Genomic DNA, 13,608 nt, shown 5'->3' on the forward strand with positions numbered 1-13,608 from the left:
CTGTGGGCCGGCGGTGGGCTTATGAGCATGGGCACGACCTTGATCGAATGTCCGAATTCGCAGCGGCTGTGTTTCAGGAAGCCAAGGAGCCAGCGCTACCTCATCACTTCATGGTCGACCAACTAAAACGCTTTGTCGACGCGGGCGCGGGTGTGCATGAGCAATGGCGCGACTATGGGGCTCAAGAGTGGAAGTTGCGAGACGACTGGATACTGGAAACCGTTAAACATTTGGCGATCGTCAACATAGCCGGACTGGCCGGCGCCACCGCGCTCTATGGTGCCGATAAGGGCTTCGCTCTCAAGATTTCCATCGGGTCATTTGGCATTGGCTTACTCCTCGCACTCATCGACCTGTTCACCAACGCGAAAGCGCATTACTTGAACGGACTCCGCGCAAATAAATACCGCCTTGAGGCGAAGACAGCAAAGTCGTGGAGTGAGCTGACCGCCGCAGCCACAGCCAAATGGACAAGCGACGCCGGGGACCGATGCACAGAGTGCGCTGAAGTCGCCGGCGTCATGTCCGCGATATTTGCTATCGCGGGTATGGTTTCCCTAGTCTGGCACCTGACCTAGATCCCCGTATCGCAATACGTCATACGCGCGCTCGCATGTCAGTCCTGCGATCCGGGCACGGTCCGCAACAGCCGCAAGTTCTGTAGCTCGGACGCTAACGCGGCCGAGCATGAAGGCGAGCAAGTCGACGGCAGAGGATCCTGCCGCGCTTCCGACGGCAGCGGAGGGATCGCGATCGACTGCGGCGCGAGCCAGCGTGTTGGCGTGGACGAGCAGCCGGCTATGCTCAGAACGAGCGTGGGCAGCATCAGCAACCGCAAGAGCGGCTTGTTTCGTTGCATCATCACGAGCTTTCTCCACGGCAGCTACGCGCCGCCTTTCTTCCGTTCGGGCCGCTTCAACTGCAGCGACAGTGGCTTGTGCTTGTTTCGCAAGCTCGTGTGCATGCGCTTTCGTCACCCTGGCCAGCTTCACGTCACCACGCCAGCCCTGGACGGTCCAGGCGCCCCCCCCAGCCGCCAATGCGCCAGCAGCCAACCCTGCGCCCACCGCAACTGCATACCCTTTCCAGCCGGTCAGGCTGACGAGAGTGTTTCTGAAGAGGCTCATCCGACCACCTCATCCATCGCCAGCGCATAGTTGCGACCCCACTTGGCGCGGAGCGCAGCTCGCTGCGCAGGCGTGCCTCGCGCATAAGCACCCGGCCGCCAAGTACGCAAGTACAGAGCCCAAGCATCCTCCTCGGCCCCGACCTTCGGCAAGGGCAGCGGATCCGTCCAGAGCAGCAAACGAGCCAACGCCGCAGCGAGCACGTCGTCATTCTCGATCGCATACCATATGTCGCGGTTCGTGGGAACCACTTCACGCGCGCTGTATAGCTGCGCGGCAATGTCCTTAGTCGCGGCATGCGTCCGGACTCCCTTCACCATGCCCCCACCCTCCTCCCCTTGCCAAAAGCTCTTGGCCGGCCCCACAGGCCTCGGCGGGCTGCCGACGAGCTGCCGGCGTTTCGTGAATCGGCTCTCCTGCAGGCCGATGGCCAGGAGCATGATGCGCGCGGCCGGGGTATCCATGTTCGCGGGCAGAAGCTGCAGCGCGGGAATGACCGCCCTTTCTAAAATGGCATTAAGCATCGTGCTTGCCCCCCTGCTCTGCTTGAACTCCGAGCACCTTACGGCGGATCTCGACCGCCCAATCGACCAGGTCCTGGCTCTGCAGCTTTGCGGTCAGTCGCAGATACGCGCCGAGCACCCACCACGCGGGCAGGCCCGCAAGCAGCATGCACGGCCCCAACACATAAAACATCGCGAGCAAGCCGTCCTCGCCCAGGCCGGTACGCACGGCCATCCAATGCGCAGCGTCCATCAAGCTCGGCATCCACGAGATCGCCGCCATCGCGAGCAGCGGACCGAACAAGAACGAGCTGACGACCGTGCACGCAGTGCGCGCTACAAATTCCCTCGGCGTTTTCGGCGGCATCAGCAACATGCCAATCAGCGCTGCCATCGCCGCCGGCACGCCAAACGCCAGGGCAATTTTTATGGCGGCAAACCCGCCCAATCCTGCGGAACTTGGTTCCATCTCGGTACTGCTCCTAGTGAGGGTCCGCATTGCTGCCTCCCGTATTTGGTTCGAGAAAAAACCCGCAATCGCGGGTCACGTGGTGTATGTGCGCGGTCATCAAAACAACCCCGCTGGCTCGGACTGGACGTCCCAGCTGAAGATGATGACTTCGGAGCGCTCCACTCCGCCTGCGCCGCCCACCGTGTATCGCAGCTTCGTCGATTCGATTCGGAAGTTCGAGAAAGCCTCCCGAATGTCGGGATGGTCGTTCAGCGTCACGATCGCCTTTCCCTTCAGCTTTCCCAGCCGCTCAGCCAGGTCGACATACTGTTCGAAACCAAACTCAACGCCATATCCTTCCGTCTGCCAATACGGCGGATCAATGAAGAAAAAGGTGTGCTCGCGGTCGTACATCTCCATGCACCGTTGCCATGGCAGGTGCTCGATGTATGCGTTCGCGAGGCGCAGGTGTGCCTGCGACAGCGTCTCCTCAAGTCGTAGGAGATTCAGGCCGGGAGGCGCTGTTGTGGCCGTACCAAAGCTCCGGCCGTCGACCTTCGCGCCGAATGAAAGCTGCTGCAGGTAGTAGAACCGCGCCGCCGCCTGGATGTCAGTCAGCGTCTCCGGCCTGGTCATCTGCATCCAACTGAAAATCTGACGACTGCTGAGCGCCCACTTGAACTGTCGGACAAACTCCTCCAAGTGGTTCTGCACCACGCGGTACAGCCTAATCAAGTCGCCGTTTATGTCGTTGAGAACCTCCGTATCGGCCGGCGTCGGCCGCAGGAAAAAGAGCGCAGCGCCGCCCGCGAACGGTTCGACGTAGCAGCTATGCCTCGGAAAATAGGGAATCAGCTTCTTTGCAAGACGTCGCTTGCCCCCAATCCAGGGGATGATCGGCTGAGAATGCATGCAAACCTCAAATCTGGTAGCCTCTGCCCCGCTCATGCATGAGTGAAGGGCCTCGGCCGGCTTGCAGGCTACGACTGCTGGCGGGTACCGGCTCGACGTGTTAGCGCACGCCGGGCCGGTGCCCTTCTTAACTGCTTGGCCCCTAGGTGATCGAATGCGGTTCTGATCCACCTCCTTATCAAATTGCGCTCAATCGGCGACACTCGTGGCTTTTGCCATGAAACCTTGGTCCCGCCGTCAGCCCCGCCGAAAGCCTGCCCCCACCCTCGCAGACGCACTCACGCGCTACCTGGCCGAGGTTTCATCCACCAAGAAGGGGCACGCGGCAGAGCAGTCCATCGCTCGCGTCTGGCGTGCTACGCGCATCGCCATCCGCCCGGTCGACCGGATCCGCAGCTCAGACCTAACCGAGCTGCGCGACGAATGGCTTAAGGATCGCGCGCCGGCGACCGTGGTGCGTCGCATGGCCTTCCTGTCTCACGTCTTCACCGTTATCCGCAAAGACTGGGGGTTTGACCAATTGGCGAACCCCGTCCAACTTGTGCGGCGACCGGCGGTCGACGACGCGCGCGACCGCCGTCTCTTTGATCGCATCACATTGCGGGGCGTCTCCGATGAGGACTGTCCGCGAAAAGAACTTGAATGGATCATTCGCGCGACCAGGTCGGCCGAGTTGCCGACCATCCTGATCGTCGCCAAAGAAACCGGCATGCGCCGGTCTGAGGTCGTCGGCATCCATCGCGAGCGCCTCGACCTGATGCACGGCGTCGTACATCTACCTCACACGAAGAACGGACGTTCCCGCGACGTACCTCTGACGCCGAGAGCGCGTGAAGCTCTTCGGCGCTGGGTCACAGCCAAGCCCATGCGAGGGCGCATCTTCACAATGCAGCCCGGGTCGGTCACGCGCGCGTTTATTCGCGCACGTCGCCGAGCTCGCCTGCGATACGAAGCGATGTGCCGACACTATGGACGTCGCCCGAACGCAGCCTACTTCCGAGACCTGCGATTTCACGACCTGCGCCACGAAGGCACGTCGCAGCTTGCAACCGTGTTTCAGATTCACGAGCTGGCAAAGGTCAACGGGAACGTCGACACCCGCATGCTGTTGCGCTACTACCATCCGCACGGCCGAGAACTCGCGCATAAGCTGACGCACAGCCCACTGGGCCGGCGTCAGCTCGAAGAAATGCGCCGCGAACGCGAGCTCGAGCTCGAAGCGATGCCTTTGGCCGCGTAGCACTTAGGACTCGGGCGAGGCCTCGGCGACGGGGCGCGCCGGCTCCACCGTAGTAAGCCATACCGGCAGTTCACCCCAACCGGGATAACTGAGCTTTCCGCTTGAACCCTCGAGCTCGGAACCTACAGAGTACGAGTCGCCGGTCTCCACCACCCACAGCTGCGTGTTGCGATAGTCGTCGACCAGCGTCCAGGCGTCGCCCACCCGGCGCGGCCATTTCCCCGCCAGCGGCGTCGGAGGGGCGTCCTCATATGCACCGTATGGGACATTGAAGGCCCCGGGCGTAAGAGCGAGCTCGTTCGCGATCGACTTGTACATGAACAGGCCGTGATCGTCGGTTTGAAATACGTCTTTCTGCATACTGATTTCTCCTAAAGAAATGTAATTTGCACTGCAAATGCGAGGGCATTGGGATCCATACAATCCGACGAGATCAGGCGGCAACAGCCGACGTTCGATGCGTCGATCAGCGGCACGTCCCCTTGGAGCGTTAGACGGGCCGCTTTGGACGTTAATACCGCATCCTCTGGTAGTACCGGCACGACGAACATCGGTATGCGAGTCACAACCGCGAACGTCAACAACATTGGCGCAGGCTGGGACGGCGTAGGCGCCTACGGTCTGCGCGTTACGCCCTTCGGCGGAGCAGAGACACGCCCCGTCAACGTCGCTTTCCTTCCGAGAATCCACGCGTAGCCTATGCGTGAATTCTGGGGTGAAACGCGACGTTCTGCGTCCTGACCATGGCGGACATGCTGACGGTAGTAGTCGTGGTGTATCCGCCCGTCGTGATGGTAGTAATCAGCGCGGGATAACGCGACAGGTCAGCGCGCTCCGCACCGATTGAGGAGACCGAGTTCGGGTTCGCGCAACCGATGGCAGTCACTCCCTCGCCGTCCCCGGTGAAGGGGTCGTAGGTTGTCAGAGTTCCACGCTGCCAACTTCCGAGTGCTCTTGCATTTGCAGTGTCAGCGTCAGTTCCGCTAAAACGGCGGAACATATCGCGCAAATCCGGCAACCGAAAATTGGTACTGTCGACGTCGACGAAGTAATGCGCGCCCCGGTTCGCGGTCCATACCGCCTGCGTCACAACCAGGCCGTTTTCCTGCGCGTAGCCCCACAAGCCCGGGTATGCCGACTTCCTGACCACGCCGCCTACCGCGTCGACTTCGCTGGGCAACGGCGTGACGGTATGTCCGTCCAAGGGCCGACCGCACAGCGGAGACCGATAGCCGGTGTACGCCGCCGATGTGGACCAGATCCACACCTCAGCGCATTCGGCCACCACGATCGGTCCTACATTCTGCGTCGGCAGAGCGCTGATGGGATACACCAACGGCCGGCCCTTCACGGCCAGCCCGACAAGGCTGTTGATGGCCTTGAGCAACTGGCCGTTGTCCGACTCGCTGGGCAGGAGCTCCGCCGCCGCAATCACGGTCAGCATCTCGTCCGTTACCGCATTGCCCCACTCAGCCGGAATCAATGACCCCGCGCGGCCGGCGATCGGGTCCTCGTTAACAAACCGACCCGCAACCAATCCCACACCGGGGACACTCTTCGGATAATCCATCGTTACCTCACTGATATTCGAAAATGACGTGCGTGTGTGCGGGCCGGTAGCGCCGCACAATGCACTCAATGATGTTGTTCGGGTTCGCGCCGAAGCGCTCGCCCCACTGCGTGACGCCAAACCGCGCCCCGCCAGCTCGGCGGGCGCCGAGGTGGAACTTCCACAGGAACTGCTGCCGCCGCGTGCCAAAACGCGCCTGGCCAAAGATCGACCGGCCGAACCGCGGCGCCCTGAATTCCTCTATCCAGGCGTCCGGATAACCCAGCTTGCGTGCGATTTCTACGAAGTAAAGCGGGTCTTGCCGGCCCACCTCTCCGAAGCGCCTTACGACCTCCGCCCGGCGCTCGGCGAACCCGCCCTCCGCGCCGAGGCACGGATCAGGCAGACCGAGCACCCGTTCCCAATCCTGCAAGAGCGCGCGCACGCCGGACGGCACCATCTCGCCGAGCAGATCCACCGCGCGCGCATCGACGCGCGAAAACTCTCTCGCGAGGGCTCGTAGAACCGCGATCAGCTCGGGCACCGCTTCGTCGTCCCAAGCCGGGCCCGGCGGCAGCAAGGCGAGGAGCTGCGAGCTGTAATCCTGTTCAGATCTCACAGCCATTCAACACCCCCGAACGTTGGCAACTGATGCTCCGCCGGCACCACGTCCGCCGCCGGAGCCACGAGGCGGTGATCCTCTTCGCCCGGCGTTGCGCTGATCGCCTCCCCGATATGCGTCCAGAGAAGCCGTTGCCCTAAGTCCGCCTCTCTCAGATGCAGATCGCGGAGCGCCGCCTCCACCCTTGCGCGAAGCATCGCGCTATCCGGCGTCAGCGAGATCCGATACTGGACCGGTAGCGGCTGCGGGGCGAGGACATACACCTCCGCAGTAACCGGCCGCTTGGCCTCCAAGTGCGCCTGCACGGCGTCGATCGCCTCCGAGCCCGGTATTGGGTCGGCATCGTTGTCCCGTACGAAGAACACCGCGACAGTGCCTAGCCCCAGATGATTGCCACGCGCCCATGCCCGTGTGACACCCGGCACCTCCATAGCCCAGCTTTCGTAGTCCTCCTCATCGCCGCCGTGCGGCACGCGTCGAAAGTCCGCAATCACACGAGCCCGCCACGCCTCGAGACGCTCCTCGTCGGTCCCGGCCGTCAGCCCACCGACCCCGACCTCGCCCTGGTCTTGGACCCCGACATTCGGCGACACCAAGGACAGCGGTAGCCCGGCCGGCGCGTTACCGGCCACACCGGCCACCACGGCACGGACGGGTACGGTTTCCCGATCGGACCCGAATACGACAGTCTGCGTCGTGCGGTACTGGCGACCATCCTGCGCCTGGAGCAGCGCGCCGGCGTCGAGCACCGAATGGACCGCACCCCGCATGACCACACCGCCAGCAGCGCTCGAGGCCGGCGTCCTCGGTACCACCTTCATCGCCGCCCAGCGCGCAAGGACGTCCTCGTCGCAAGTGTCAGGCAGGATCTGCCGAGACAGCCATCCCAGGAATCCGTAGAGCCCGTATGTCGCCCCTGCATGGCAACGGGATAGAACCTGTTGATCGGAACGGCGCAGTGCCGTGTCAGCAAGCGCGGTCAAATCGCTTTCCGTGCGAGTGACCAAGACCGGTAGCGAAGGAATTTCAAAAGGCATTTGTTATCACCTGCCATATATCGTTGAAGTCCGCGAGCAGCTCCCTCGCACCATCGGCATGCACTCCGACGACGCGCATCGCCAGTCGCTCTCGCCCCTGACGCTCCACTTCGATCTCAACCCGCGTCAAGATTCCGTCGTCGATCATCCACTGCAGGGACTCGTGCGCATACGCGATTGCGTCCAGGCGCGTCTGCTCCGTCAGCGTGCGGCGCCGAAGCAGCCACAAGCGCGACCCGATGCGATCGTCAGTGATCGCCGGAAAGGAGTCACCCCACCATCCCTGCAGGTCCGCGTCGTCGACCGGGTCGCTATCCAGTGCCCGCCGCCAAGTGAATAGGCTGATAACGACCGCCCGGCCGAGCGGGGTAGTCACCCCGGTTACGTATCGAATGTCCATCAGACCGGCCCCCCGCTCGTGCCAGAGCCAGGCTGCACGTCCCTATGCCGATGGCCCTGGACGCTGGTCTGGCCGGCGACAATGTCCTGTTCGGCCTTGATGCCTCCCGATGCCGAAACAACCCCTGCATTCAGCACGATGCCTTCTGGCGCGTTCAGCTCGCAGCGCTTGGCGTTCAATCGGAAGACCTCCGTAGTGACCTCGACGGTCCGTCCGCGTTTTAGAACAACCGAATCGCCTTCGTCTGAATAAATGGCGACCTCGCCGGCCTCGAGCCCAACGACCCTGTACCTCCGATCGGCCGCACAGATAACGACGCCGTGCGATCGGTCTCCGCCGATAAACGCGACCACAGTCTCCGCACCAGGGTGCGGGTGAGATGTCCATCCGTACGGTTCAAAGTGCTCGACGTCGCCCTTTACCTCTCCCGCAGTAAGCCGCACCTGGATAGCCTGCAGCTTGCGCCCAGCATCCACCACGGCCACCACACCACGGGCCACAACATTGCGCACCGCATTACCCAAGGCGCTCATGACTATTCCTCCCAATCTTCGGGCAACAGGTACTCGAAGGCGTCGCCGCCTTTACCCTTCTTGCGCTTTCTTCCCTTCTTGTGCGTGGGCTCCGGGACATACCCCTCTGGCGGCGCCAGGGTCATACGCGACACCATTCCGCCATCCCCGAGCACATAGGAAACTTCGACGACGAGCATGTCGCGATCGAAGCCAATCAGATCGTCCCGCACCCTCGCGACGAGGTTTGGCCGCCACAGCGAGCCATCGCTCTGACGCCAACCCTGGACCACATACGAAACTTTCAGCGCCCGACTCAGCCGGTAATCCCGCTCCCACTCGACGCGGCGCTGCGCCAGCGCAGGCGTGAGCTGCCCGCTCGGATTTACCTTGAGCATCCGGCGGCGCTCGACACGTCCGTCGGTCACGCGAGCGGACACTTCAGAGGCGGCAGCCGCGAACTCGTCATCAGATCCTGACCGCTGTCCGACGCACCGGTACTCGGAGTACAAGTTCGCGAAGTCGAGCGCGGCGTCACCCTCCTTGATGTTTTGGCCCAGGATCAGGGCATCGGCCGCCCGTCCTTCACTGCCTGGCCGAGCCATCACCAACCGGCCGCGCCCGTCATCGGTCGCGAACAGCTCAGACAAACTGAGAAGCCGGTCGATCGACTCGAACACCGTTTCCGTCGGCTCGACGCTATGGTCCGCGACCACGGCGCCGTCGCGAATCTCATCGACCACCGCGACACCGTACGAGCCGGCCAGCGCTCGCACGATCTCCGCCACGGACTGACCGCGCCATTGCCCCGGCTTTTCGTCCACCGTGCAATCAATCAAATCCGCCGTGAGAGACCGCCCCGTAACGGATACGGTCACCTCCGTAGCGGAATACCGGATCGGCGTCGCAAAGACATAGCCGGTTAGCACCAGATCTCGCCCGATCCTGACCTCACAGCGCGCTCCCTGTCGTATTCGCACCGGCTGCTCAGCACTTCCCGGCCACCGCCACGTAACGGACAGCGAGAAGTCCCGCGCGAGCCGTTCAATGCCGGCGCCGATCTGTATCTCCTTCCATCCGTTGTAGTCCTGGCCATCGACCGTCAGCGTCACTACGTTTTCTGGATCAACCTGTTCCGCCACGTCCACCCCCAATCAGCATAAGTTCGCGCGCGGGTAAAAACCCCGGATGCTGGACACGGTTGCGCGTCACGATTTCGCCCGCACGCGTCGCGTCGGCGTATTCCCGGTACGCCAGGACGAGCCCGGGCATAACCGCGACCGGCGAATAACTCTTCAGCCGCAGCCCCTTTAAACCGACTGCATCCAGATGACGGCCTGCGGCCTGGCGGGCGGTCGCGAGCGCTTCGTAATGCTCGGGCGGCGCCTCCAGGGCGGCGCTCCAGATCGCTGCCTTCAACTCATCCCGTACGCTCCGCACGTCATCCACGACCGGTAGGTCGCGCGCCTGGTCGCCGAGCATCGTCTCCGCCACCTCGAGGCCGTTGCTTGCATCGACCAGCACGGCCTGTTGCTTTGCCGAGTCGACTGCAACCATCGCAGACGGGCGCCTCGGCGGGCTACCTGTCGGAAGGACCGACACATCGCGCACAGCGTCCACTATCAACGCATCACGGGTCAGATCCACAATCCCGCCCACCAGCGCGGCGGTCACCGGCTCATTGGAGCGGTTTACGCCGGCTAGGCCGCGAGCCGCATCGCTCTTGCCGAAAACGCCCTGCAGGGAGATCAGGCCGCCGCCCTTCGCAGAACTGCCAAAGCCGCCGAACTCCCTCGGAACTTCGTTCACGAGCGAGAACAGCATCGCGGCAAACTTATCGGGCGCCGTCACAATGTCCGAGTAAACCTGCTGGACCGTCTGAAAGGCGGATCGCAACGGCGACGTCGTCCGGTCGAGGAAGCCGCGTACCTCGCTCAGCGCTCCGAGGGCAACCTTGGATTGGGCCTTAGCCATATCAAGCGCGCTCGTGACGTCCGAGAATCGCGACAGTGCAGACGTCTGCACGCCGGACGCGGCCAGGTCGGCGCGTACCGCCGAGTTAGCCGTGCCCACCGGGAAAGCGGTCGCGGCACCCTTGATGAATTCCAGATCGAAGCGGACCACGCCGCCCTCAGACTCCGAGTGCGAAACGTCGACGCTCGTGCAGACCACTTCCACACGCCCATACCAGGGATGCACGAGCTCCCCGGCGCCAGGATCCTCCAGCACCTTCAGCAGCGCATCTCGCTGAGTGAAGCAATCAGGTCCTGCCACCCACGCAACCATATTGTAGTTGCGAGTTGCGAGGCCCATGTCTTCGACCATCGGTACATCCCGCTTCGGGTACTCGTGGAGCACCGTGCGTCTACCGCGCCGACCGCTGTCCGCGTCGACAAGAAACGGCACCCCGCGAAAGGACGCCTTTTGCTTTTCTTCTTTCCAGCCCATATCAGCCCACCTCACCCAGCGTTCGATAACCGACGGATGGGCTCACGCTCAGGCCGGATTGATTGGTCTTCACGCTTTCCACCCGCATACCCTGCGGTGCGCCGTCGAAACGAATGCGCAAGTCCCCGTCCAGCTTGGCCGGTTGAACAGCACCGGCAGAAGACGCCAAGCCGGCGCCGCCGCCGCTATCACGAGCAGCCTCATACGCCGCCATGCTCTCGCCTATCCCGCGTCCCACCAGCCCGCCTGCAGCTGGCCCTGCCACGTCGGCGCCTGCTGGCGGAGCGGCGGGCTTTGAATCTCCACCGCCGAACACCCCGCCGACCTTGTCTTTGAGCCATTGCAGGCCTCCCGTAATCGGCTCGATGTAAGCCTTGACGCGCTCCCATAAGTTCTTAAACCAATCCACGAGCGGCTCCCAGTTCTTCATTACCAGGCCGAGCGGCGTTGCGTTCAGAAAGGCCCCTTTCAGACCCTCCCAAGCCACCGAGGCGCCCGCAACGACTGCCGTCCAGATCCCGTCAAAGAATCCCGTCACCGTTGACCAGACGCCCTGTATTCCCTGCCATGCGGCATTGCCCCAGTTTTCGATACTCCCCCACAGCTCGCGAAACCACGGACCAACCGTGGACCAATTGGCGAGCAGGAAGCCCGCCGCCAACGCCATCCCCCGAACGACCATGCCCAGCGGGCTCATCGCGACAACGGCGTTGAGCGCCTTCATGGCAAACGCTGCGCCGACCATCGCCACGCGGATCGCACCGAAGGCCAGCGCAGCACCCAAGACACCCTTGACGAGCCAAGGATTCAGTTGGATCAGACCGGTCACCCGATCAATCATCGGACCTGCCGCACCGATAAAGCCGTTGATGGGCGGCAGGAGCGTCGAGCCGATGGCGTTCCCAAGCGCAACAGCTCGGTTCTGCAGGAGCTGGATGTTGTTGGCCGTCGTCGCTGCTCGCGCCTCGTACTCTTTGTTCATCGAGCCGGCATACTCCGTCTCGGCAGCGACGTTGGCGAGGTTGCGCTTGAGCAGGTCCAGGTTGTTCAGCATCGGGGCAATCGCGCCGATGGATTCACGCCCGAACAGTGACTGCAGCACGGAGGCCTGCTTCGTCTTATCGACCTTACTGATCGCGGTCAGGATGCGCACGATCGTTCCCTGCGCGTCCTTCTGCATGTCGACGGCGACCTTCTTTGCATCCATGCGCAGCGCCTTGAACACCTGCTGCTGTTGCTTGGTTGCGGAGGCGCCCGAGGTGAGTGTAAGCATGAAATTTTTCATGCCGGTCGCTGCGACCTCCTCCTGCACGCCCATGCCGGCCAACGTCGCGCCCATCGCCGCAATTTGCCCAGACGCCAGCCCTGCAACCTCACCGAGCGGACCAATGCGAGTCACAATCGAGGAGATCTGCTTCGCGGAGGCTGGCCCGTTGTTGCTGAGATAGTTGATCTTGTCAGCCAGCGCCACGACCTCGTCCTGCGTCATGCGGAACGAGGTGCGCCACTTCGCCATCATGTCGCCCGATTCCTCAGCAGTGCTGTCGAATGCAACCCCCATCTTGACCGCGTCCTCCGCGAACCGGGTCAGCTCACCCCTCGCGAGGCCGGCCTGCCCGCCCGCAGCCACAATTGCAGCGATATCTTTCGCTGCCATGGGCAGCCGCGTTGACATGCGGATGACGTCTTGGCCCATCTCCTTAAACTGCGTCGGCGTGTCGAAGTCGACGACCTTGCGCACGTCGGCCATGGCCGATTCAAACTCGATCGCCGCCTTCGCGCCCGCGATGAACGGTGCCGCAAAGGCACCGCCTTGCGCGATATCACCCAGGCTAAAGCCCTTCGCGAGACTGCTCGATTCGAGCGTCTTGCGAAACCCAGCCACGCTCTTTCGTGCGCCAGCAAGTGTGGGCGACAGCTTGTCGACGCCCGTAATCAACGCCTTTAGCTGGAACTTTTCTCCGGCCATGTGTTATCCCTCCTGCTGCCCTCGCGACTGCGCGATTCGATCGCACTCCTGCGCCTGCTCGAACAGCAGCTCGAGCGGGCGGGACATGGTCACTTCCGGGTCTATCCGCCAGAAGTACGCGACGTTGTAGACGAGGCGCCGGAGCTCGCCGTAGTCTGCGACTCCGAACCCAAGAAAAAACCAGCCACCTTCCAGGCCAACGCGTTGAAGTCGGTCAGCTCAAGCTGATCGACAGCGCCAAGCGGGATGCCGGCCATACGCACGATGTACTTGGACGCCGCGTCCGCGTCGATGCGCACCGACTCATCGGTCGCAACGTGGTACGGGAGCGCCTTAACGGCGCGAGCGTCAGCCGGTGTCAACTTACGCAGCGTGAGAGTCGTCAGCTCTTCGTTGTGGGCCTTGATCGGGCTGGACAGCGGGTATTCTTCCGTCATTGCCAGACTCCTTTCACGCCGTCGAACTGCAGCTGCACCTTGCCGTCATCGCCGGTGGATACCGGTTCGCCCACCTGGTAGGCCTCCGACAGAACATACGTACGCCCGTTCTTGAATTCGCAGGTCACGGTCATGCTCGTCGCGTCCTGCAGCTTCTTCAACGAAAGCGCCGGCGTATGCAGCGCATCGACCTTCAGGTAAGGGATTCGATCCGTTTCCGAGTAATACCCCGGGCGCAGACTTTCGCGCGTGACGTCCGTGGTCGGCGCTTCCGCCGCGCCTGTTACTTCAATCTGCTCCCCGTCCACTTTGAAATAGACGGTGCCGGCAACCTTTTGCCCCATGACTTAACTCCTTTCTCGAATGAAAAAGGCCCGCACGTGGCGGGCCTTCTGCTTGGT

The 13,608-nt window shown here is 62.7% G+C and carries 17 protein-coding genes; 2 read left to right on the top strand and 15 right to left on the bottom strand.

All coding sequences use genetic code 11. The features are described from left to right. Positions 1-47: 47 nt before the first annotated feature. The gene (locus AB3147_RS16780) at positions 48-578 is read left to right on the top strand and encodes a hypothetical protein (protein WP_367352473.1); all 531 of its coding nucleotides are present in this window, start codon (positions 48-50) and stop codon (positions 576-578) included. Here the strand turns inward: AB3147_RS16780 and AB3147_RS16785 are convergent. The 4 genes from AB3147_RS16785 to AB3147_RS16800 all read right to left on the bottom strand — a co-directional run bounded on the left by AB3147_RS16785 (position 558) and on the right by AB3147_RS16800 (position 2,993). Next, on the bottom strand, positions 558-1,127 hold the full coding sequence (locus AB3147_RS16785) for a DUF2514 domain-containing protein (RefSeq protein WP_367352474.1): 570 nt from the start codon (positions 1,125-1,127) through the stop codon (positions 558-560). The genes AB3147_RS16780 and AB3147_RS16785 overlap by 21 nt on opposite strands. Beyond that, positions 1,124-1,651: a hypothetical protein gene (locus tag AB3147_RS16790; RefSeq protein ID WP_367352475.1), complete on the bottom strand. Its 528-nt coding sequence runs from the start codon at positions 1,649-1,651 to the stop codon at positions 1,124-1,126. The genes AB3147_RS16785 and AB3147_RS16790 overlap by 4 nt, the downstream gene beginning before the upstream one ends. Continuing rightward, on the bottom strand, positions 1,644-2,099 hold the full coding sequence (locus AB3147_RS16795) for a hypothetical protein (protein WP_367352476.1): 456 nt from the start codon (positions 2,097-2,099) through the stop codon (positions 1,644-1,646). The genes AB3147_RS16790 and AB3147_RS16795 overlap by 8 nt, the downstream gene beginning before the upstream one ends. Before the next feature lie 99 nt (positions 2,100-2,198). Beyond that, a complete protein-coding gene (locus tag AB3147_RS16800; protein WP_367352477.1) occupies positions 2,199-2,993 on the bottom strand; it encodes a DNA adenine methylase in 795 nt (264 codons plus the stop codon). Between the two features lie 217 nt (positions 2,994-3,210). Between AB3147_RS16800 and AB3147_RS16805 the strand changes: the two genes are divergently transcribed. Beyond that, the gene (locus AB3147_RS16805) at positions 3,211-4,233 is read left to right on the top strand and encodes a tyrosine-type recombinase/integrase (RefSeq protein WP_367352478.1); all 1,023 of its coding nucleotides are present in this window, start codon (positions 3,211-3,213) and stop codon (positions 4,231-4,233) included. Between the two features lie 3 nt (positions 4,234-4,236). Here AB3147_RS16805 and AB3147_RS16810 read toward each other — a convergent pair whose 3' ends face one another. The 11 genes from AB3147_RS16810 to AB3147_RS16860 all read right to left on the bottom strand — a co-directional run bounded on the left by AB3147_RS16810 (position 4,237) and on the right by AB3147_RS16860 (position 13,551). Further along, positions 4,237-4,593 (bottom strand): phage tail protein, encoded by a 357-nt coding sequence (locus tag AB3147_RS16810; protein ID WP_367352479.1) that lies wholly within the window; start codon positions 4,591-4,593, stop codon positions 4,237-4,239. A 337-nt stretch (positions 4,594-4,930) separates the two neighbouring features. After that, on the bottom strand, positions 4,931-5,803 hold the full coding sequence (locus AB3147_RS16815; protein ID WP_367352480.1) for a phage tail protein: 873 nt from the start codon (positions 5,801-5,803) through the stop codon (positions 4,931-4,933). 7 nt (positions 5,804-5,810) lie between these two features. Beyond that, the gene (locus AB3147_RS16820) at positions 5,811-6,407 is read right to left on the bottom strand and encodes a YmfQ family protein (RefSeq protein WP_367352481.1); all 597 of its coding nucleotides are present in this window, start codon (positions 6,405-6,407) and stop codon (positions 5,811-5,813) included. After that, positions 6,398-7,441 carry a baseplate J/gp47 family protein gene (locus tag AB3147_RS16825; RefSeq protein ID WP_367352482.1) on the bottom strand — a complete coding sequence of 348 codons (1,044 nt, stop codon included), beginning with the start codon at positions 7,439-7,441 and terminating at the stop codon, positions 6,398-6,400. Before AB3147_RS16825 ends, AB3147_RS16820 begins: the two co-directional genes overlap by 10 nt. Continuing rightward, a complete protein-coding gene (locus AB3147_RS16830) occupies positions 7,431-7,841 on the bottom strand; it encodes a phage GP46 family protein (protein WP_367352483.1) in 411 nt (136 codons plus the stop codon). Before AB3147_RS16830 ends, AB3147_RS16825 begins: the two co-directional genes overlap by 11 nt. Then, the gene (locus tag AB3147_RS16835) at positions 7,841-8,374 is read right to left on the bottom strand and encodes a phage baseplate assembly protein V (RefSeq protein WP_367352484.1); all 534 of its coding nucleotides are present in this window, start codon (positions 8,372-8,374) and stop codon (positions 7,841-7,843) included. Before AB3147_RS16835 ends, AB3147_RS16830 begins: the two co-directional genes overlap by 1 nt. Positions 8,375-8,376: 2 nt before the next feature. After that, a complete protein-coding gene (locus AB3147_RS16840; RefSeq protein WP_367352485.1) occupies positions 8,377-9,465 on the bottom strand; it encodes a phage baseplate assembly protein in 1,089 nt (362 codons plus the stop codon). A 13-nt stretch (positions 9,466-9,478) separates the two neighbouring features. Next, complete coding sequence (locus AB3147_RS16845; RefSeq protein ID WP_367352486.1) at positions 9,479-10,801, bottom strand: DNA circularization protein; 1,323 nt, start codon at positions 10,799-10,801, stop codon at positions 9,479-9,481. 1 nt (position 10,802) lies between these two features. Beyond that, a complete protein-coding gene (locus AB3147_RS16850) occupies positions 10,803-12,770 on the bottom strand; it encodes a phage tail tape measure protein (protein ID WP_367352487.1) in 1,968 nt (655 codons plus the stop codon). A 101-nt stretch (positions 12,771-12,871) separates the two neighbouring features. After that, positions 12,872-13,207 (bottom strand): phage tail assembly protein, encoded by a 336-nt coding sequence (locus AB3147_RS16855; protein ID WP_088155650.1) that lies wholly within the window; start codon positions 13,205-13,207, stop codon positions 12,872-12,874. After that, positions 13,204-13,551: a phage tail tube protein gene (locus AB3147_RS16860; RefSeq protein WP_312538115.1), complete on the bottom strand. Its 348-nt coding sequence runs from the start codon at positions 13,549-13,551 to the stop codon at positions 13,204-13,206. Before AB3147_RS16860 ends, AB3147_RS16855 begins: the two co-directional genes overlap by 4 nt. Positions 13,552-13,608: the final 57 nt, after the last annotated feature.

It is taken from the genome of Achromobacter animicus (assembly GCF_040775605.1).
Taxonomy (GTDB): Bacteria; Pseudomonadota; Gammaproteobacteria; order Burkholderiales; family Burkholderiaceae_B; genus Achromobacter; species Achromobacter animicus.

Bases quoted from the DNA above. Each gene is read 5' to 3' on its own strand.
- AB3147_RS16780 (WP_367352473.1), top strand. From the start codon at position 48: ATGTCCGAATTCGCAGCGGCTGTGTTTCAGGAAGCCAAGGAGCCAGCG.
- AB3147_RS16785 (WP_367352474.1), bottom strand. From the start codon at position 1,127: ATGAGCCTCTTCAGAAACACTCTCGTCAGCCTGACCGGCTGGAAAGGG.
- AB3147_RS16790 (WP_367352475.1), bottom strand. From the start codon at position 1,651: ATGCTTAATGCCATTTTAGAAAGGGCGGTCATTCCCGCGCTGCAGCTT.
- AB3147_RS16795 (WP_367352476.1), bottom strand. From the start codon at position 2,099: ATGGAACCAAGTTCCGCAGGATTGGGCGGGTTTGCCGCCATAAAAATT.
- AB3147_RS16800 (WP_367352477.1), bottom strand. From the start codon at position 2,993: ATGCATTCTCAGCCGATCATCCCCTGGATTGGGGGCAAGCGACGTCTT.
- AB3147_RS16805 (WP_367352478.1), top strand. From the start codon at position 3,211: ATGAAACCTTGGTCCCGCCGTCAGCCCCGCCGAAAGCCTGCCCCCACC.
- AB3147_RS16810 (WP_367352479.1), bottom strand. From the start codon at position 4,593: ATGCAGAAAGACGTATTTCAAACCGACGATCACGGCCTGTTCATGTAC.
- AB3147_RS16815 (WP_367352480.1), bottom strand. From the start codon at position 5,803: ATGGATTATCCGAAGAGTGTCCCCGGTGTGGGATTGGTTGCGGGTCGG.
- AB3147_RS16820 (WP_367352481.1), bottom strand. From the start codon at position 6,407: ATGGCTGTGAGATCTGAACAGGATTACAGCTCGCAGCTCCTCGCCTTG.
- AB3147_RS16825 (WP_367352482.1), bottom strand. From the start codon at position 7,441: ATGCCTTTTGAAATTCCTTCGCTACCGGTCTTGGTCACTCGCACGGAA.
- AB3147_RS16830 (WP_367352483.1), bottom strand. From the start codon at position 7,841: ATGGACATTCGATACGTAACCGGGGTGACTACCCCGCTCGGCCGGGCG.
- AB3147_RS16835 (WP_367352484.1), bottom strand. From the start codon at position 8,374: ATGAGCGCCTTGGGTAATGCGGTGCGCAATGTTGTGGCCCGTGGTGTG.
- AB3147_RS16845 (WP_367352486.1), bottom strand. From the start codon at position 10,801: ATGGGCTGGAAAGAAGAAAAGCAAAAGGCGTCCTTTCGCGGGGTGCCG.
- AB3147_RS16850 (WP_367352487.1), bottom strand. From the start codon at position 12,770: ATGGCCGGAGAAAAGTTCCAGCTAAAGGCGTTGATTACGGGCGTCGAC.
- AB3147_RS16855 (WP_088155650.1), bottom strand. From the start codon at position 13,207: ATGACGGAAGAATACCCGCTGTCCAGCCCGATCAAGGCCCACAACGAA.
- AB3147_RS16860 (WP_312538115.1), bottom strand. From the start codon at position 13,551: ATGGGGCAAAAGGTTGCCGGCACCGTCTATTTCAAAGTGGACGGGGAG.